Below are 18,049 nucleotides of genomic sequence, written 5' to 3'. Positions count from 1 at the left end.
GGTGCGGGCCAAAGCGTTTCAGGATCAGCGGGAAATGTGTCGGCAAAACGCCTGTATGCTGTCGAGAAGTTTTTCCGTGCTGGCAGGCTTTAGTAGCGTGGTGTCGAAGCTCAGATCCTGGTGTTCAATGGGTGGCCTGGGTGGTATTGACGAATACAGCATAACCGGGAGCTTGGGGTGTTTCTGACGGACTTCACGCAGCAGCGCCCAGCCATTTGTTCCCGGCATCAGCTGATCAGTAATCATCAGATCGGCAGGCTCATCTGCCAGATATGAAAGGGCTTCCTCGGCAGTCTCGACAGCCGTCACATCAAAGCCATAACCCATCAACAAGTCACCCAGAAATGCCCGGGTCAGGGCTATATCGTCAACAAGAATGATGCGGTAGCCCTCACCATGCACGCCAAGGGTATGGCTTTCCAGAAAGAGGCTGTCCAATTCCTCTTCCGATGCAAAGCTCAGTTCAAGTTCGAAGCTGAGTGAGCTGCCACTACCAGGTGTACTCTGTATCTGCAGTTCGGAATCCATTTGTTTCAGTAACTCGGCAACAATGGACAGGCCCAACCCATACCCCTCAACACCAACTGAGTTATTGCCACGTTGAAAGGCCTCAAGCATCTGGTGACTCTTTCCGACAGGAAAACCTGGACCGCTGTCACGCACGGCAAACCTCAGGCCACTGTCTTGCTTCGCCGGCGCCAGCGTCTCAACCTGCAGTATTATCGTGCCATTCCTGGTAAATTTAGCCGCATTGTTCAACAAGTTGATCAGTACCCGGCGGAGCTGCTGAAAATCAGCGTTAACCACCGTCGGCAGGTCATCTGCCAATTCACAGCGCAGCTCATTATTGCGTCTCTGCGCCAGAAAGCGGCCCTCTTCTTCTATCTCATATAGAAAACCGAACAGGTAGCCCGGCGCCAGGCTCAACTCAATCTGCTGTAGTTCGGTTCTTGAGAACTCGACCAGGTCGTCAAGCATGGCCAGTTGCTGGCGGGCATGGCGTTCAATGCGCTCAAGGTACTCCTTGCTTGAAGATGCGCGTGACTCCTGGGCGTAGCTGATAATGCTGCTCAACGGGGAACGCAGATCATGGCTGATTCGCCCCAGAAGTGAACTGCGTGCATTGAGTGATTCACGCAATTGGCTCGTGCGTTTTTCCACCTGACTTTCCAGCCGCTCGTGCTCAGCCTGCTGCAGAGCAATCAACTCATCCTGTGCGGTATGTTCACGACGGCGCAACTGAAGCGCTTCAAATGTCAGGGTGCACAACAGCAAGAACACGAAGAAGAAGCCCGACTGCAGTGAGTACTGGTCAACGTCGTCGGTCCAGGCGAGATTCTGAAATTGCATCCAAAGCCAATGTAGCCCTTGCAGGCTCAACAGAGTGCAAAGTAACCATGCCAGCCAGCTAAGGCGCACGCGTTGGTAAAGTGAAATCAGCAGGGCTATGGGGACCAGAATGTAGTACCCGAAGCGTAGTACGTCGAATTTTTCCAGGGACCAGATAAAGTTTCCAACAATGCCTTGAAGCAGGACAATCACGGTAATCAGGGCATACAACAAAAAAGCAGCATTCAGCCAGCGGTGCAACGAGTCCAGGCGCAAAAGTGTATACAGCAGAAAATAGATCAGAAGATAGGACACTGCAGACAGGCCAGCAACGATTTCTCTGGACCAGGGCAGCAAAGCAGGCCAATAGAAAAGGTAACCATTGACGGCCATGGTGAAGCCGCTGTAACAGAGAACAACCAAAGCATGCAGCAAGAGTAGTCTGGAACGAATGACTACGCCGATGATCAACGCCACAGAGACCATCAGCAGAATGAAGCCCAGCGTCATACCATCAATCAACTGATCCTTGGCCACCTTGCTCAACAGGGTAGAGTCGTCCCATAGCTTTGGATTAACCAGCATTACGCTGTTGCTGACCACACGAACCAGGACCTGCAGTGATTCACCCGGTGGCACATCCAGCCTGAATCGGGGTTGGCGAGCAGCCACGCTCCAGTCATCCAGAGGGTAAGCACTGCCGGCTTGCAGTCGGGTCCTGGTTTCATTGTGTTGCAAGAAGACCTGGATGTTTTCCAGGCGAGGCTCACCAACAGTCAGCCAGCGCGAGCAAGGCTGCGTTTGCGTATTCCCCAGTTCAAAACGCAGCCAGATTGCAGAACGTGTCAATGCCCAGTCCGGCAAACTGCTACGATGGGTATAAAACTGCCCGACGGGAAGTGCAGCCACCTCGGTAGGGGTGAGGCTTCTGTCCATATCTTCAAGAATCAGGGCATGATCCAGCACGGACTCAACCCCGGGGCGGCAGTCTAGGATGGCGGCATACCCACTGAGGGGGAATGCCGACAGGAGAGTCAGCAGCAGGAAAAGGTCAGTGAATTTCTTCCAGAACAGAATGGGCGTCATCTCCGGCGAGGTGGGTCGCCAACAGCGACAAGAACGTGACCAGGCGATCCTGGGCTCTGGCCTTCACTTCAAGCTGGTTTATATCACGCCGGGGAGCGTTAGAGAAATTGCGCTGACCCCCATAATTGCCTGGCTGGGCGAATGAGTCTGGGCTATTTTGGTCGAGACAGTACAAATAGAAACTATAATTAACTAGCTTGATCTTGGCAGGTATCTGGCGAGTTCCCTTCCGAGATATGGTGGCCAACGGCTGCCCGACCGCACAGATCGAGGGAACGCTGTTGTCGTCTTTCTGGCCCATACATGCCTTGCACCCTGATTGCTCGCGCAGCCTGGTTAAACCCCTGCTGTGGGTGATTATCCTCTGCCTGTCCGTTGCGTCCCTGAGTTCCCGGGCCGAGACCATGACGCTTGAGGATTGCGAGGCCGACAAGCTGGTTCTGCAGCCCTGGCTGTCAGCGCTGGAGGATGGCTCGGGGCGCATGGATTTGTCGGCAGTAACGGCCTTGCCCACCACCGCCTGGGAAGACGTTACAGCGCGACACCTGACCACCACGCAGAAATCCTCCGCCCTCTGGCTGCAACTGAACGTGCGCAATAATGCGCCACGGGAATGCCGGTTCTGGCTGTTTCCGGGGACGGCCAAAGCACGGGACATGAGTCTTTTCCAGCGAGAGGATGGAGCCTGGGTGGCGCAGTACGCCGGGGCGCATTACCCGTTGAACGAATGGGAGAACCCGATTCGCCTGCCGGCCTTTCCGGTAGTGCTGGCCGCACAGCAGGAGCAAACGATTTACCTGCGTATGGCCAGCGATCTGCGCTTTTCCATGCAACCAATGTTGCTGTCCCACGACCGCTTGCTGAGTGAACGCATGGCCGAGAGTCTTGCCGATGGTGTGGTGTTCGGCATCGTCTTGCTGCTGGTGCTGTTCAGTCTTGCGGCGGGCTATATTCTCAGGTTGCCGTTGCTGTTCGCGCATGCCATGTCGGTACTGTCGTATGTGCTGCTGGTGGCGCTGATCGCCGGTTACGGTTTTGTCTATCTGTGGCCGGGCAATCCGCAGCTTGATCTGATCCTGATTGAAATAACCGGAGCACTCACCCGTTTTCTGGTTTTTGTCTACCTGCGTATTCTCCTGATGGTGCGTAAACAGCCAGCTTTAAGCGGCTATCTGATGACCCTGTGCCAGATTATGATTGTTCTGGTTGCGCTGGGTAACCTGATGCTGCCCCCCGGTTCCCTGTTGGCACAAGCTGCGGCGGAGCTGGTGCGTTTGTTCACTGTCGGAGTGCTGCTGTGGGTGCTGGTCACTGGCATCCGCCAGGGTTTGCGCTATGGCTGGTTTGTCTATCTGGTCACCTCCTTGGTGATCATCCAGTCGCTGGCCTTCCTGGCATTTCACCAGGGTCTGTTTCCGGTTTCGCCGTACGAATACAGCTGGTTCTCGGTATCAACCCTGCCGGGTGCCGCCCTGCTGACCTATACCCTGGTAAGCCAGATTGCCTTGAGTCGGCGCCGCGAAAAGCAGGCGCTGGATGATATCGAGCGGCTCAAGCAGACCGAGCAGGAGCGCCTGGCGCATCAGGTCGACAGCCGGACCACACAGCTCAGGGAATCGCTTAATGCCCAGGGGTTCCTGTTGGCGCGCATCAGTCATGATCTGCGCGCGCCGATGCAGGGTGTCGTCAGCAGTGCCCGCCAGTTGCGTCAGAACGGCGTGTCTGCGCAGGAGGCGTCGCGCAATATCGAGCGTTTTGCCAGTCAGCAACTTGAGTTGATCGATGAGTTGTTGGAATTTTCCAGCAGTGAGCTGCGGCAGAAGGAGCTGATGATTGCTCCGGGGTATCTGTTTGGTTTTCTTGACGACGTTCAGCTCCAGGGGCGTTTGCTGGCGCAGAGCAACGCCAACCATTTCGAGTCGATTTTGTCGTCTGACCTGCCTACCTTGGTCAACGCCGACTTCCGCCGCCTGCGTCAGGTATTGGTCAACCTGTTGGCCAATGCGGCGAAATTTACCCGCAATGGGCAGATTCGTTTCACGGTAGAGCCGGGCGCCACGGCTGCGGCTGATCGAGTCGCGCTACGCTTCTGCGTGGAAGACAGTGGCCGGGGAGTTTCTGCCGTTGACTGGGAGCGACTGACGCGACCCTTTGGCCGTGGCGATAATGCCAGCGGTGAAAAAGGCGTGGGCCTTGGCTTGTTTATCGTCAAACAGATGCTTGAGCGCATGGGTTCGCAGCTGGAACTGGAAAAGTCCAGCTTGGGAGGAGCCGCCTTCAGCTTTGAACTGCTACTGGATCCGGCTGGCGAACAAGAGGTGGAACAGAGTTTCATCGAAAGCTACGAGGCCAGTGTCGTGGATAATGGTAGTCACGTCCTGGTTGTGGACGACTCGCCTATGGTGCGCGATACCTTGAGCGATCTGCTCGGTGGCTATGGGTATGACGTGGTTAGCTGTGAAGATGTTGATCAGGCTTTGGAGAGCCTGCAAAACAACGCCTTTGAACTGATCATCTGCGATCAATCGATGCCCGGTAAAAGCGGTTGGGTGTTACTTGAGCAGGTGCGAAGACGTTGGCCGCAGTTGCAGATGATGCTCTATTCGGGCATACCCCCACGGAGGCCGGAGCAGCTGGCGCCGTCGATTGATTTCGATAGCTATCTGCTCAAGCCGGCGACCAGTGGTGACCTGCTCGGCCAGGTCAGGCATTTATTGCACAGCCATAGCCGGGAGCCGGCACGCAATAAGCGTCGGTCGGTTTGACCGCCGCTCAAGCGGTTGGGTGCTTTCGTCGGCTCAGGCTAGACCTTGAGGCATCAGGGTGTTGAGCTACCCGGATTCCTTGCAGCTGCCGTTTGCGTCTATCATGTATTCCTGACGGTGGTATTCTGACAGTTATGCGCTCTGCATCGAATTCACAGTTGCCAGCATGGCCTGGTGCAGCGCGTGCAGCATGGATTTCGCCGGAGTTGTCTTCACGTTAGCGTTTCGATTGGAGCGGACGTTTTTTCAGGTGGGCACGCGGTTTGTTCGCCCTGAACTGGCTGGCTGTATCCAGCCAAAGGGATATTGGAAACATGAATAACAACAAGCCAAATGCGCACGTGTTGATCATCGATGATCAGCCTGAGGCATTGGGTTCGCTTATGGCACTGTTGCGGGCTGAAGGCATGCGTATTTCCATTGTTACCGAAGCGCGTCGTGCGCTGGACCGGACTATCGCCCTGTGGCCGGACCTGGTGCTGCTGGATGTGCACATGCCGGATCTTGATGGTTTCGCCTTGTGCCGATTGCTCCGGGAGTCTCCCACAACACGGGACCTGCCGGTGATCTTTCTGACCGCAGCGGCATCGGCTGAGGAACGGTTGAATGGTCTGAGTTTGGGCAGTGTGGACTACGTCACCAAACCATTTCTGCCGGAAGAAGTCCTCGCCCGCATCCGCATTCACCTGCAACTGGTCAAGCGCAACTACTCTGCCCCGACGCTCTCCGACGCTCCGCATGATCCGGAACAGGTGATTTTGAATGCCGCGTTACGGCTGATCGGCAACGAGTTGGCCAGTCCTCCTTCGTTAGCCGAGATAGCGCGCCGGGTAGGCACTTATGAGAAACGCCTGTCGGCGATTTTCCGCGAGCGCATGGGTACCAGTGTCTTTGCTTTTATACGTGAGGAACGTTTGCACAAAAGCCAGGAACTTCTGACCGATACGGCCATGAGCATGCAGGACATTGCAGACCTGGTCGGCTTCAGCAGTGCCGCCAATTTCACCACCGCTTTTCGTGAGCGCCTGGGTATGACTCCCAGTGTTTTCAGAGCCAGTGCACGGACCCGCCATGCTGACAATTGAACCCGCCAAAGGACTGCTGAAGACGACCCTGTTCGGATGCCTGTGTGTTGCTCCCATGGCGCAGGCCGATGCCCCACTCGTTCTGCCCGACAGCGAGACGGTTGCTCGCTGGCAGGATCTCGACTGGCCGACCATTCAGGCTCGCGACCTGTTGTTTATCGAGGAGACCGGGCCCTTGCCGCCGGAATCGGCCGAAGAGCTCGCCCGTCGCATACCGACGCTGCAGTTTGCCGCGCCATCGACCAGATTGACCAGCTTCTCCATCCGTGGCCTGGGGTCCTCATCGTTCAACGATGGCATGGAAAGCAATGTCGGCTTGTGGGTGGATGGAGTCTATCTGGGGCGTCAGGGCATGTTTCCGGCAGACCTTGCCGGAGTGGAGCGTATCGAAGTGTTGCGTGGCCCGCAGGGCACGCTCTATGGCCGCAACAGCAGCGCTGGCGTGGTTCATCTGATCAGTCGTCTGCCCAGCTGGCAGCCTTCTGGTCGGGGCGAAATCCGGATTGGTGAGAACGGCCAGCGACAGTACCGGGCCGAGCTGGCCGGCCCTCTGGTGGATCAGGTGCTGGCGGGTAGCCTGAGTCTGTACCAGCGCAGCGCCGATGGCTCCGTGCGCAATGGCCTGGTTGGCTCGGCGGTAAACGACGAAGACCGTTGGGGTATGCGCGGCCAGCTGCTCTGGCGTGGCCCTGCCGGGCTGGCAGCCAGGCTGATAGTCGAGCAGACCCGTCAGCAGGAGGACTGCTGTGCCTTTCCGGTCGTTCGTTACAGCCAGTCCGCACGCAGCAGTGCGGACTATGTGGGGTATGACCTGCCGCCCGTCCGTCCCTTCGAGCGCCGTGTCCAGCAGGACACCCGCAACCGGATCACCGCAGACCAGGACGCCGTTACCCTGCATATCGACATGCCGCTGGGTACAGCGAGCAGACTGTCTTCCATTACCGGCTGGCGCAGCTGGGATATGGCATCACGTGGCGACCTGGATGGTATCGGCCTGCCGATATCACCGGCAGGCGGGGTAGATCTTGAGCATACCCAGTACAGCCAGGAATTCCGGCTGACGGGGCCGGTAACCAACACTCTGGATTACCTGCTGGGCTACCACGGCATGTACCAGACAATGGATCGCCGTGGCTGGCTCGAATACGGCCCGTCAGCCGCAGACTGGTTCGCAGGCAGCGTGCCCGAGGTCCGACAACTGGGCATCACCCCGGGGATGATCGACGACGCAATCCTCGACGGCGCCAGCGTCAACACACCGGGCAGCCAGACCACTCGCAGTCATGCCCTGTTCGGGCAGCTTGATTGGCGCCCCACCGACGCCTATCTGCTCAGCGTCGGGTTGCGCATCGCCGACGAGCGCAAGCATGGTTCAGCCAGTCGCACGGCACGGCGCCCGGCTCTGGCTGCTGACCCGGTGTCCCAACTGGTCGGCCCGGCATTGCAGGCCGCTACGCTGGGGCAGGATTACCAGCGACGCGATGCGGTGAATGACCGGTTACTGGGTGGGCATCTGCGCATTACCCGCTACGTCTCGGATTCCCTGGCTCTGTATGCCGGTGCTGCCAGCGCTTACAAGGCCGGCGGCATCAATGCCGAGCCAATTGGCACGGGCGTCAGCCCGACCTTCGACCCGGAGCGTGCGCACACGCTGGAAGCGGGCGGCTCCTTCACTTTCGCCGCAGGCCGGGGAAACACCCACTTTGCGCTGTATCACACCCAGGTCCATGACTATCAGGCCATTACGTATAATCCGCATTCGGCGGTACTCAACCCGCAGCGCAACAATCTCATGAACGTCGGCCGGGTTCGCTCACGGGGTATTGAGCTGGATACGACCTGGATGTTTTCCGACAACCTTGATGCTTACCTGGCTGTAGCCTGGAATGACAGTCGCTATCGGCACTTCAGTGACGCCCCATGCCCGCCGCCGACCGAGCAACTGTACTGCGATCAGCGCGGCAAGCAGGTTTACGGCGCGCCGCGCTGGAGTGCCGCGAGTGGCTTCGATTATCGCCGTGCGGCCTGGCCCGGGCTGAATTGGCTGGCCGGGGCCGGCTACAGCTGGCGCAGCGGTGCTTACGGTACTCTGGAACGGGGTGAAGGGACTTACCTCTCATCCCGTGGCACAGCAGATGGCTACCTCGGCATAGCGGATGCCGGCAACCGCTGGGACCTGATGCTGATCGGACGCAATCTGTTCGACAAAGACTACGTGGCAGCCTATTACGCACTGACCGGCTCAGGTGATTATGGTGCAGTACTCGGCGCGCAGCGCAGTGTATCGCTGCGCTTGCGGGCAGGTTTTTGAGTCGGCGCTCTCAGCAATCAGGTGCAACAGTCGAGTAGTGATCTGAAGGTGACTGCTCAGAGAGATCCGGTCAGCTCCTGCAAATCGCTGCGGGCCGATTGCGCGAGCGTTTCTACCAACTTCCCGTCACTCGTTACCTGGGCTCGGTATTGCGTCGGCAAACAACCTGAGTGCCGGCGTCCAGCTATGTTCGGGCGGGGTGGCGAAATAGGTATCAATCAAGGCTATTTCCCGAGGAATTTCCACCCAATGGACGTCAAAGCGATGGCTTTGGGCTGCAACGGTTGAACGCGGCAACAGGGCATAACCCATTCCGGCCGCCACACAGCCGAGCATGGCATCCAGGGTGCCGAAGTCGATTATCCGGGTTGCTGACACACCGGCTGCAGATAACAACAGCTCTATCCGTTGGCGGTAGCTACAGCCCTGGCGGAAGGCGAGAAAGCTGGACGAGAACCATTCTGCGCTGGTCGGCAGCCGGTCCAGTGGCTTGTCGGTTACCAGTACCAACTCTTCAACAAAAGCCCGGGTATTCTCAATGCCCGGGTGATTGAGCTTGCCAGCGATGAAAACACAGTCGAATCGGCCCTCGATCAGCCCAGTGGTCAGGTCAGCCGTCGGCCCGGTGGTCAGTTTCAGTTCAATAGCGGGGTAGGCTTTGTGAAAGGCAGCGAGCAGTGGGGGGAGGCGAAACGCGGTGGTGGTTTCCATCGCGCCTATGCGCAACTGGCCAAGCGGTGTGTTCTTGCCGCGCAGGAGTAATACGGCTTCATCATGGGCGGCTGTCATGCGTTCGGCATACCCCTTGAGCAAGAAGCCCGCCGGGGTAAGGGCGGCTCGGTTTCCTCGAGTTACCAGCAGTGTATCCAGCTCGGTTTCAAGCTTCTTGATGTGAGCGGTGATATTGGATTGCACCGTATGCAGCCTGGATGCGGCAGCAACAAAGCTGCCGGTTTCAGCCACTGCCAGTAGAACCTGCAGCGAGCGTAGCTGCATAGCCACCCCTTATCTCTTTTTGAGATGCCTGTGATCTTAAATAATCATTATAAATGCTTAGCTGATTTTGCCATTCTAGGCTCCTTCAGGCTAGTACGAGTCAATCGAGTCATGATCGAGAGAGAAAACCTACCCGCGTTGGCGAGCGGATTTCTGGCAACCTTGTGTGGTGTCGGTATTGCGCGTTTCGCTTACACAGCGCTGCTACCCATGTTGGTCACTGAAGGCTGGTTTTCCGATACCCAGGCCGCTTACTTGGGTGCGACCAACCTGCTGGGGTATTTTTTTGGTGCCCTGGCAGCCCATGCTCTGTCTGAGCGTTATCCCGCTCGCCACGTCATGAGTTGGGCCTTTGCGATCATAGCGCTGAGTTTCCTTCTATGCGCCGTGCCCGGCAGTTACGCCTGGTTCAGCCTGTGGCGGTTTGCGGCGGGTTTTGCTGGCGCGGTATTGATGGTGGTGGGGCCGTCCATGGCGCTGGCGGCCACGCCTGGTTCAGGAAAACCGGCCGTGGGTGCCCTGGTATTTACCGGTATCGGCGCCGGGGCACTGGTCTCTGCCACCCTGGTGCCGGCGCTGCTGGCCCTTGATCTGAAATGGACATGGCTGGCGCTGGGCGTACTCTGTGCTGCCGCGGGTCTGGCCGGCACAGTGTCGATGGCAAAACTGAATGAACTGAAACCGGCAGAGGCCAGCACGCCGGTAAATGGCGGCCCGCTGCGGTCGCTGCTGACTGTTTCCGTCCTGTTGGTGATAGCAGCTTATGCCTTTGACGCGCTGGGGTTTGTGCCACATACCGTATTCTGGGTAGATTTTCTCGCCCGCGAGGTCGATCTGGGCAGCCGCAGCGCCGCAATCCAATGGTTTGTTTTTGGCTTGGGCGCGATAGTAGGGCCATTCGCAGCTGGCTGGCTGGTCAAGCGTTTTGGCTGGCACACCAGCCTGGCTGCCGCGTATTTACTGAAAGCCGTAGCGATTGGCCTGCCGCTGCTTTCGACCGGTCTGGTCAGTCGCTCGCTTTCGTCTTTCATTGTCGGCGCGATGGTCCCGGGCATAGTCGCCCTGACTGCCGGTCGACTGGCAGAGCTGGTTGGTCCGACAGCGCACAAACGCATCTGGGGTCAGGCGACCGCTGTTTTCGCTGCGGCGCAGGCCCTGTCGGGGTATGCCATGTCTTCGCTATACGCCACAAGCGGTTCCTATCAACCCCTCTTCTTGGTCGGCACCCTCTTGCTGGTTGCCGGTTTCGTGCTGCTGTGTCTTGACCCACGGCGCAGCGCTTTCACTCGTTAACAGGAGCATCCCATGCAATTGCACCTCAACCGGACATCACCCTACGCCCGGGTGGCCCGAATCATTGCCCTGGAGTTGGGGCTGGATGACCGGCTGGAGCTGGTCTGGAGTGATCCCTGGGCCGATGAACCGGCGCTGCTGGCCGCGAATCCCTGCGGACGTGTACCGGTGTTGATCACCGATGATGGCGAGTCGATCGCGGAATCACTGCTTATTGCGCAGTACTTGCAGCGCCTCTCAAGCCGTGTATCGCTGTTACCGGATGCCAGTGCCGCCGGTACCTTGCATCTGGCTGGGATCGGCTACGGGCTTATGGAAGCAGCCTTCAATACGGTTATCCAGCGCAAGCATCACGGCAAAGAAGCCGACGCGTCCGTACTTGGGCAGCGCCGCCTGCGCGCTATCGAACGCAGTGCCGACGCCCTGGAAGCCCGCTATGCAGAAACAGCGCCAGCGGACTTGACCATGGGAGACATCATTGTGATGGTGGCGCTGGACTACCTGACTTTTCGTCTGCCGGAGCTGCAGTGGCCAGTAAAACGCGAGCATCTTCAGGCCAGGTACAGCGAAATCTCCAGCCGCCAAAGCTTCAGAGATACCGCCTTCAGTTGATTTGGAGGGCCAGGCTACAAGCGAAACCGGCCAGCCAGAGGCCAAGGCCGAAACTGAAATGCGCAAAAAGACTCCGCAGTCGGGCTGTGTTCGGCTGCGGTGTTTTGCGAGCCGCGACACCTGCACCCATACCCGGTTGCAGAACAAGAAAAGGCGCAAGTACTGTCGTCACCCCAAAAGCCAGCGCAGGTATGAGCGTGGGACGAGCCAGCCAGTCCTGCCCGGCAAGAGCCAGGAACGTCACCGCAAAAACCATCCCGATCCCATAGTGCGCGATCCATCCCAGAATCCGTTCTCCCCGGATTTTGGAGCTGTTACCGATGGACTTGTGGATAAGGGTACCGCCGGGTATGTGCCCAAGCCAGCGTCCGACCAGCGCGTAGTTCAGAGCGGGGATGCCAAGCAGACGCTTTTGTAAAAGTGCGACGACATCCATGAAAACGGTAGCGCCAACGCCGAGCAACAGAGCAGCCAATAACAGTCCGGTCATTTCCGCAATCTCCTTGATGGTCAGGGTGTGGGCAAGTAGCCTATTACTTAAAGTCGACTTTAGGTCAAGAGCCATGCTCGAAATTTCGGAACTTTCGCGTAAAAGTGGTATTGCTGCCTCGAAACTGCGCTATTACGAGGAAGTAGGCCTGATTCGGTCAGTCGGCCGCAAAGGGCTGCGCCGGGTTTTCGATAAGGACGTACTGACCCGCTTGTCGCTGATTGCCTTGGGACAGGTTGCGGGATTCTCGCTGGCCGACATACGCGAAATGCTCGGCTCTGAACGCCAGCCAGACATAGACCGCGAGATGGTGGGTGCAAAGGCTGACCTTCTGGATCGACGCATCAAGGAGCTGACAGCACTGCGTGATGGGTTGCGTCATGTGGTGGCCTGCTCAGCACCCAGTCATCTGGAGTGCCCGACCTTTCAAAGGCTGATGCGGATTGCACTAAAACGTCAGGCTGCGCAGGGTGCGGGCAATCGGTCAGTGCCCCGGACCTAGAGAACACCGGCTTTACCTGGCGAGACTAGCGGCACTGGTCAATCAGTTGCCTTTTCTGGCGCTTCTCACCTCGGGCGTCTTCAGTCTGAATCGATGGCGTAGCCATAGGTTTGGCGCCAGATCTGTCTATACAACAATGTTGCAAACTAGCAGATCACAACCTGCTCGCCACTTGGTTCCGCCGCGACCGGCTTTGATATCGCCATCATCGAGAGGAAGCACAGATAGGCGTAGTTACCACGGCACGCAATCTTTACCCCACCAACCGCTCCTGCTTCAACCACGCCATGGGTGATAGTCCGCACTGCGACTTGAATGCACGCGACAGCGCAGACTCGCTGCTGTAGCCAGCCTCTTCGGCGATCAGCCTGAGTGGTTGTCCATTCTTCAGCCACTTTTGCACCAGCCCCACTCGCCAGCGCTGCAGGTAGCTCGCCGGCGTTTCGCCTACCGCTTCACGAAACTGATTGGCAAATACGCTGCGCGACATGCCCGCCACCGCCGCCAGTGATTCCACCGACCAGTCACGCTCCGGTGCCTGGTGCATGGCGACAATGGCGCGGCGCAGTTGAATGTGCGCAAAGCCCGCCAGCAGTCCCACCTGGGTGCTGCCGTTCTCCATCAACTGGCGCAGCAGCTGCACCAACAGTACCTCAAACAGCCGATCAAGCATGACCTGGCGGCCGCAGTTGTTGGCCTCGGCCTCGGCAAACAGCAGCGTCAGCACCGGCACGCTGTCCGGTAACTGGTCCAGCGGTATGCAAACGCACGCGGGCAGGGCACTGGACAGAGGGTTTGCCGAGCCGCCCTCAAAGACAATATGCGCGCAAACAAAATCCGCGCCCTGTTCGCTGTCGGTCACAAAGCGGTGCGCCATTGGGCGTGGGTAAAACAGCAGGGTCGGGCCATCCAGGCTGTACGCCTTGCTGGCGCCATGCCAGACCTCAGCCGTGCCGCGGCGCAGCAAATGCAACTGGCCATAGGGTTCGGTGCCGCTCAGCGTGTTGACGCCGCACAGCGGACCGGATTGGAAGGTGCGCGCACTGACAGCAAAGTGCCCCAGCAAAGCAGCGAGTCGATCAACCATAAAATACGATCCGTCAAAAAGTTAAGACAAATTGTGTTAATTCGTACCAGTAAATGCCTGAAACTCCTTTTCGTCAACAGACAACAGCACTTTCACTACACTGAAAAGGAATCAAGCCATGAACAGATTTACCCGTACCGCCATCGCCGCATTCGCCGCCGCTGCACTGCCAGTTATTTCAATGGTCGCTCACGCCGCAGAGTTTGCTCGCACTGCCAGCACCATCACCACCCAGGACGGCGTCGAGCTGTACTACAAGGATTGGGGCCCAAAGAATGGTGAAGTCGTCATGTTCAGCCACGGCTGGCCGCTCAGCTCCGACAGCTGGGAAGCGCAAATGCAGTTCCTGGCAGACAAGGGCTACCGCGTTATCGCCCACGACCGCCGTGGCCACGGCCGCTCCAGCCAACCCTGGGAAGGTAACGATATGGACCACTACGCCGACGACCTCTCAACCGTCATCAAAGCGTTGCAGGTCAAGGACGTTACCCTGGTCGGCTTTTCCACCGGTGGTGGTGAAGTAGCCCGCTATATCGGCCGCCATGGCACAGGTCTGGTGAAAAAGGCGGCCCTGATCAGCGCCGTACCGCCGATGATGCTGAAAACCGACAGCAACCCCAACGGCTTACCGCTCTCGGTATTCGATGGTCTGCGTGAAGCCTCCAACGTCGACCGGTCGCAGCTGTACCTGGATATTGCCAGTGGCCCGTTCTTCGGCTTCAACCGCGAAGGTGCCAAGCCGTCACAAGGCATGATCCAGTCGTTCTGGAGGCAAGGCATGCTGGCTGGCGCCAAGAACACCTACGATTCCATCGCGGCGTTCTCTGCGACGGACTTTCGCGGTGACCTGGCCAAGTTCGACGTACCCACGCTGGTGATTCACGGCAGTGACGACCAGATTGTGCCCCTGGACATCTCCGGCAAAGCCTCGGCCGCGCTGGTCAAGGATGCCCAACTGATCGTGTACCAAGGTGCCCCCCATGGTCTGGCGGATACCAACAAGGAACAGCTGAATCAGGATTTGCTGAACTTCCTTCAGCAGTAACGCAGTAGCTCCATGGCCGATGTGGTTCATGCCCTTCGGCCAAAACCCAACCAATCAAGAGGATTACCAAATGTCTATTCAAAACGTTGCTTACCGTGCCTATGCAGAAGCCACCGGCGGCCGTGATGGCCGTGCAATTTCTTCCGACGGCGTGCTGGATGTAGCCCTTACTACCCCGCGAGAACTGGGTGGCGCAGGTGGTGAAGGTACCAACCCAGAGCAGTTGTTCGCTGCGGGCTACTCAGCCTGTTTCCTGGGTGCAATGAAGTTCGTAGCTGGCCGGGACAAGCTCAGCATGCCAGCAGACGCATCGATTGAGGGTGTAGTGGGTATTGGTGCCATCCCCACAGGTTTTGGCATCGAGGTTGAACTGCGTATCAGCCTGCCAAACCTGGACGATGAACAGGCCCAAACCCTGATTGAACGCGCCCACATTGTCTGCCCTTACTCCAATGCCACCCGCGGCAACATTGACGTAACGCTGACACGGGTCGAGTGATTCGCAGTCGGTTTAACGGGATCGATAAGCTGGGTTGGCCAGCTTGTCGAATCGATTCAGGTCGAGCGTTTGGGGTGAAGCGGGTGGATGAGATGCAGGAAACGGAATCGGATTAACATCGCGAGAACAAAAATCTGTCGAGCCATCAAAGAGCTTCAGTAAATTTTAATCTGACCCCAATTACTGCACAAAAGCCACCGGCGGCCGTGATGGCCGCGCCAGCTCCTCCGACGGCGTGCTGGATGTAGCTCTTACTACTCCGTGAGAACTGGGTGGCGCAGGGGGTGAAGGCACCAATCCGGCACACTTGTTCGCTGCACGAGCTATCATCTGTTTAAGGTTGTGGCGTCAAACCTGCTGGTTTTTATCCTGGCTCTGCGCTGCGTAAAGCAGCCTTTGAAAGCCCAAAAAGGTCTCGCGGATCGTTGCCGTTGAGCCCAATTCACTCGCTGCATCGCTGATGGTGTTGTATTTCAGCTCGATCAGGCTGCGCATCTTTTTCGGCGATAATTCCGCCACACCGTCTTCGATGTATTTGCTCAGCACAAAGTCGATGAATGCCTGTTGTTTAAAGTTGCTGTAGGCCTGAGCGATGGCGGGCTTGGCGATGTGTACCCGCTCTGCGCGAGTGTGGGTTTCGGCGGCATAGGCAACGTAGGCCAACACGTCGTAGACGTCGCTGTCTTTGGCGTCGATCAGCTCCTTCATGCTGTCCAACTGTTCTTCGCCATAACCGGCCTCACTCAGGTCTTCCAGCAGCTTTTCGCGGGTGGTGGGGTCGCTCCATATCTGGCGCAGCTGGTCTTCGTCGACGAAAAACTGGGGGATCTGGCCAAACAAACGTTCGATAAACTCTTTGGCGGTAATCGGCTTGCCCTCGGGGCTCCAGTACAGCGCAGAGGCAATGTGTTTGATGCTGCGCGTTTTGCCGTCGCTAAGGTGGATGACCAGCTTTTCAGGTTTTTCGCACGCGCAAGGGGATGCACCGCATAGAGGGCATGGCTGGCCGGCACACACGCAAGGGCTTTGTTCACATTCCGCGCAGCCTGCTGATGGGCAGCTGCAGGGCGCCTCCTCACAAACCGGGCAGGGTGTTACGCAGTTGCAGGGGTTAAAGCCGCAAACAGAGCAGGGCTCTTTGGGGCAGGTGCAGGGTTTGTGGCCGCAGGTTGCGCAGTCTTTACCTTCTGGTGGCAGCGGCTCGCCATCCCATGCCGGGTCGGCAAAGTTGTAGTGCGCTTTGACGAAGTCGTAGATGGTGAAGTAGTCCTTGCCGTCGTACAGGCGGGTGCCACGACCGATGATCTGTTTGAACTCGATCATGTTGTTGCATGGCCGCATCAGCACGATATTGCGCACATTGCGGGCATCCACACCGGTGGAGAGTTTGCGCGAGGTAGTGAGAATAGTGGGGATGGTCTTTTCGTTGTCCTGAAATACTTTCAGGTCACTCTCGCCAGCGCTGCCATCGTTGGCGGTCACACGCACGCAGTAGCCGGGGTTGCTGGTCCATCCTTGGGCGGACGCATATTGATTGATAAAGTCGCGCACCATGCCGGCGTGCTCCTGGGTGGCGCAAAAGACGATGGTTTTGTCATGCGGGTTGATGCGATCCATCCAGTAGCGCACGCGCATCTGCTCGCGCTGGGGGATGGTGATAATGCGGTTGAAGTCCGCCTCTTTGTAGATGCGGCCCGGTTCCGGCTCGCCCTTGATCACCACACCATCGCCGGGGGTGTAGACGTACTCGTCCAGGGTGCCGACGATGGGCAGCACTTTAAACGGGGTGAGAAAACCGTCGTTAATGCCTTCCTTCAGGGCGTAGCTGTAAACCGGCTCGCCAAAGTAGCTGTAGGTGTCGGTATTCACCGTGCGCTTGGGCGTGGCGGTCAGGCCCAGCTGCACGGCGGGGGCGAAGTAGTCAAGAATGTCGCGCCAGCTGCTCTCGTCATTGGCGCCGCCGCGGTGACACTCGTCGATGATAATGAAGTCGAAGAAGTCTTCGGGGTATTGGCCAAAATAGGGCGTCCTGTTGCCGTGCTCGTCTTCCGGCCCGCTCATAAAGGTCTGGAAAATGGTAAAGAAGACGCTGGCATTCTTCGGCACCGCGCCCAGTTTTCTAATCTCTCCCGGTTCAATGCGCACAATGGCGTCTTCACCAAAGGGGCCAAAGTCGTTAAACGCCTGATTGGCCAGTACGTTACGGTCGGCCAGAAACAGAATGCGTGGGCGCTTTTTGGCGGCAGCGGGGTGGGTTTGCGCGCGCAGGCTCCAGCGGCTGTGGAACAGCTTCCAGGCGGCCTGGAAGGCGATGCAGGTTTTGCCGGTGCCGGTGGCCAGGGTGAGCAGAATACGCTGCCGGCCCTGGGCGATGGCCTCCAGCGCGTTGTTGATGGCATTTTCCTGATAATAGCGCGGCTGCCAGTCGCCCTTGCACTCAAAGGGAATCTGGGCAAAGCGCTCGCGCCACACGGCGGCAAAGTCCGGCTCGGGCAGGGCGCCGGGTTTATGGCTGGGGTCAAAGGTCAGCTGCCACAACTCAGCGGGGCTTAAAAAGCGCTCTACCAGTTTCTCTTCACCGGTGAGCATATCCATCTGGTAGATGTCGTGGCCGTTGGTGGCGTAGCCAAACCGGCACTGCAGGCGCTGGGCGTAGTCCTTGGCCTGACGCACGCCCTCGGTATAACTCAGGCTCTCTTTTTTTGCCTCAATCGCCGCCAGCTTGCGGCCCTGATACTCCAGCACATAATCACTGCTCAGTGCCGAAGCACGCTTGCCGCGGCCGATGATCCGGCCTTGGGTAATCGACCATTCACGGCGGATATAGCTGTGTTCCACCAAACCCCATCCCGCAGCGACCAGTTTGGGGTCGATCAGGTTGGCTCTGGTATCCGCTTCGTTCATGGTCATGGGTTGTCCGTTCCCTGTGGTATATGTACTTCGTATAAC

At 58.0% G+C, this 18,049-nt stretch carries 13 protein-coding genes and 1 pseudogene; 9 read left to right on the top strand and 5 right to left on the bottom strand.

Annotated features, from left to right (window positions below):
• Positions 1-24: 24 nt before the first annotated feature.
• A complete protein-coding gene (locus BLU07_RS14750; RefSeq protein WP_092388380.1) occupies positions 25-2,415 on the bottom strand; it encodes a hybrid sensor histidine kinase/response regulator in 2,391 nt (796 codons plus the stop codon).
• 281 nt (positions 2,416-2,696) lie between these two features.
• Here BLU07_RS14750 and BLU07_RS14745 point away from each other — a divergent pair, with 281 nt between their 5' ends.
• The 3 genes from BLU07_RS14745 (at position 2,697) to BLU07_RS14735 (ending at position 8,576) form a co-directional block, all read left to right on the top strand.
• Complete coding sequence (locus BLU07_RS14745) at positions 2,697-5,180, top strand: hybrid sensor histidine kinase/response regulator (protein WP_231701646.1); 2,484 nt, start codon at positions 2,697-2,699, stop codon at positions 5,178-5,180.
• A gap of 314 nt (positions 5,181-5,494) precedes the next feature.
• The gene (locus BLU07_RS14740; protein ID WP_092388377.1) at positions 5,495-6,265 is read left to right on the top strand and encodes a response regulator transcription factor; all 771 of its coding nucleotides are present in this window, start codon (positions 5,495-5,497) and stop codon (positions 6,263-6,265) included.
• Positions 6,252-8,576 (top strand): TonB-dependent receptor, encoded by a 2,325-nt coding sequence (locus BLU07_RS14735; RefSeq protein WP_092388374.1) that lies wholly within the window; start codon positions 6,252-6,254, stop codon positions 8,574-8,576. Before BLU07_RS14740 ends, BLU07_RS14735 begins: the two co-directional genes overlap by 14 nt.
• A gap of 126 nt (positions 8,577-8,702) precedes the next feature.
• Here BLU07_RS14735 and BLU07_RS14730 read toward each other — a convergent pair whose 3' ends face one another.
• Complete coding sequence (locus BLU07_RS14730; protein WP_092388371.1) at positions 8,703-9,572, bottom strand: LysR substrate-binding domain-containing protein; 870 nt, start codon at positions 9,570-9,572, stop codon at positions 8,703-8,705.
• 111 nt (positions 9,573-9,683) lie between these two features.
• Between BLU07_RS14730 and BLU07_RS14725 the strand changes: the two genes are divergently transcribed.
• Positions 9,684-10,865 (top strand): YbfB/YjiJ family MFS transporter, encoded by a 1,182-nt coding sequence (locus BLU07_RS14725; protein ID WP_092388368.1) that lies wholly within the window; start codon positions 9,684-9,686, stop codon positions 10,863-10,865.
• A 12-nt stretch (positions 10,866-10,877) separates the two neighbouring features.
• Entirely contained in the window at positions 10,878-11,477 is a 600-nt protein-coding gene (locus tag BLU07_RS14720) for a glutathione S-transferase N-terminal domain-containing protein (RefSeq protein WP_092388365.1), read from the top strand.
• On the opposite strand, the gene BLU07_RS14715 is transcribed toward BLU07_RS14720, so the two are convergent.
• Positions 11,470-11,967: a DUF2938 domain-containing protein gene (locus tag BLU07_RS14715; RefSeq protein WP_092388362.1), complete on the bottom strand. Its 498-nt coding sequence runs from the start codon at positions 11,965-11,967 to the stop codon at positions 11,470-11,472. The two genes, BLU07_RS14720 and BLU07_RS14715, sit on opposite strands and share 8 nt — an antisense overlap.
• Before the next feature lie 73 nt (positions 11,968-12,040).
• Here BLU07_RS14715 and BLU07_RS14710 point away from each other — a divergent pair, with 73 nt between their 5' ends.
• Complete coding sequence (locus tag BLU07_RS14710) at positions 12,041-12,469, top strand: helix-turn-helix domain-containing protein (RefSeq protein ID WP_092388359.1); 429 nt, start codon at positions 12,041-12,043, stop codon at positions 12,467-12,469.
• A 253-nt stretch (positions 12,470-12,722) separates the two neighbouring features.
• Here the strand turns inward: BLU07_RS14710 and BLU07_RS14705 are convergent, their stop codons facing one another.
• A complete protein-coding gene (locus BLU07_RS14705; protein WP_092388356.1) occupies positions 12,723-13,556 on the bottom strand; it encodes an AraC family transcriptional regulator in 834 nt (277 codons plus the stop codon).
• Positions 13,557-13,674: 118 nt separating this feature from the next.
• Here BLU07_RS14705 and BLU07_RS14700 point away from each other — a divergent pair, with 118 nt between their 5' ends.
• From BLU07_RS14700 to BLU07_RS18090, 3 genes and pseudogenes are all read left to right on the top strand, one after another.
• Complete coding sequence (locus BLU07_RS14700) at positions 13,675-14,601, top strand: alpha/beta fold hydrolase (protein WP_092388353.1); 927 nt, start codon at positions 13,675-13,677, stop codon at positions 14,599-14,601.
• 70 nt (positions 14,602-14,671) lie between these two features.
• The gene (locus BLU07_RS14695) at positions 14,672-15,100 is read left to right on the top strand and encodes an organic hydroperoxide resistance protein (RefSeq protein WP_022961983.1); all 429 of its coding nucleotides are present in this window, start codon (positions 14,672-14,674) and stop codon (positions 15,098-15,100) included.
• A gap of 193 nt (positions 15,101-15,293) precedes the next feature.
• Positions 15,294-15,434 (top strand): annotated as a pseudogene (locus BLU07_RS18090) (organic hydroperoxide resistance protein); the annotation flags it as partial.
• Positions 15,435-15,448: 14 nt separating this feature from the next.
• Here the strand turns inward: BLU07_RS18090 and hsdR are convergent.
• Positions 15,449-18,010, bottom strand: a complete 2,562-nt coding sequence (gene hsdR / locus BLU07_RS14690) for an EcoAI/FtnUII family type I restriction enzme subunit R (protein WP_092388350.1) — start codon at positions 18,008-18,010, stop codon at positions 15,449-15,451.
• Between the last annotated feature and the right edge of the window lie 39 nt (positions 18,011-18,049).

This window comes from Halopseudomonas salegens (genome assembly GCF_900105655.1).
In the GTDB taxonomy this organism is placed as follows: domain Bacteria; phylum Pseudomonadota; class Gammaproteobacteria; order Pseudomonadales; family Pseudomonadaceae; genus Halopseudomonas; species Halopseudomonas salegens.
This window is presented reverse-complemented; position numbering and strand designations above follow the sequence as displayed.

Coding starts and splice junctions, on each gene's coding strand:
- BLU07_RS14750 (WP_092388380.1), bottom strand. CDS start 2,415: ATGACGCCCATTCTGTTCTGGAAGAAATTCACTGACCTTTTCCTGCTG.
- BLU07_RS14740 (WP_092388377.1), top strand. CDS start 5,495: ATGAATAACAACAAGCCAAATGCGCACGTGTTGATCATCGATGATCAG.
- BLU07_RS14735 (WP_092388374.1), top strand. CDS start 6,252: ATGCTGACAATTGAACCCGCCAAAGGACTGCTGAAGACGACCCTGTTC.
- BLU07_RS14730 (WP_092388371.1), bottom strand. CDS start 9,572: ATGCAGCTACGCTCGCTGCAGGTTCTACTGGCAGTGGCTGAAACCGGC.
- BLU07_RS14725 (WP_092388368.1), top strand. CDS start 9,684: ATGATCGAGAGAGAAAACCTACCCGCGTTGGCGAGCGGATTTCTGGCA.
- BLU07_RS14720 (WP_092388365.1), top strand. CDS start 10,878: ATGCAATTGCACCTCAACCGGACATCACCCTACGCCCGGGTGGCCCGA.
- BLU07_RS14715 (WP_092388362.1), bottom strand. CDS start 11,967: ATGACCGGACTGTTATTGGCTGCTCTGTTGCTCGGCGTTGGCGCTACC.
- BLU07_RS14710 (WP_092388359.1), top strand. CDS start 12,041: ATGCTCGAAATTTCGGAACTTTCGCGTAAAAGTGGTATTGCTGCCTCG.
- BLU07_RS14705 (WP_092388356.1), bottom strand. CDS start 13,556: ATGGTTGATCGACTCGCTGCTTTGCTGGGGCACTTTGCTGTCAGTGCG.
- BLU07_RS14700 (WP_092388353.1), top strand. CDS start 13,675: ATGAACAGATTTACCCGTACCGCCATCGCCGCATTCGCCGCCGCTGCA.
- BLU07_RS14695 (WP_022961983.1), top strand. CDS start 14,672: ATGTCTATTCAAAACGTTGCTTACCGTGCCTATGCAGAAGCCACCGGC.
- hsdR (WP_092388350.1), bottom strand. CDS start 18,010: ATGACCATGAACGAAGCGGATACCAGAGCCAACCTGATCGACCCCAAA.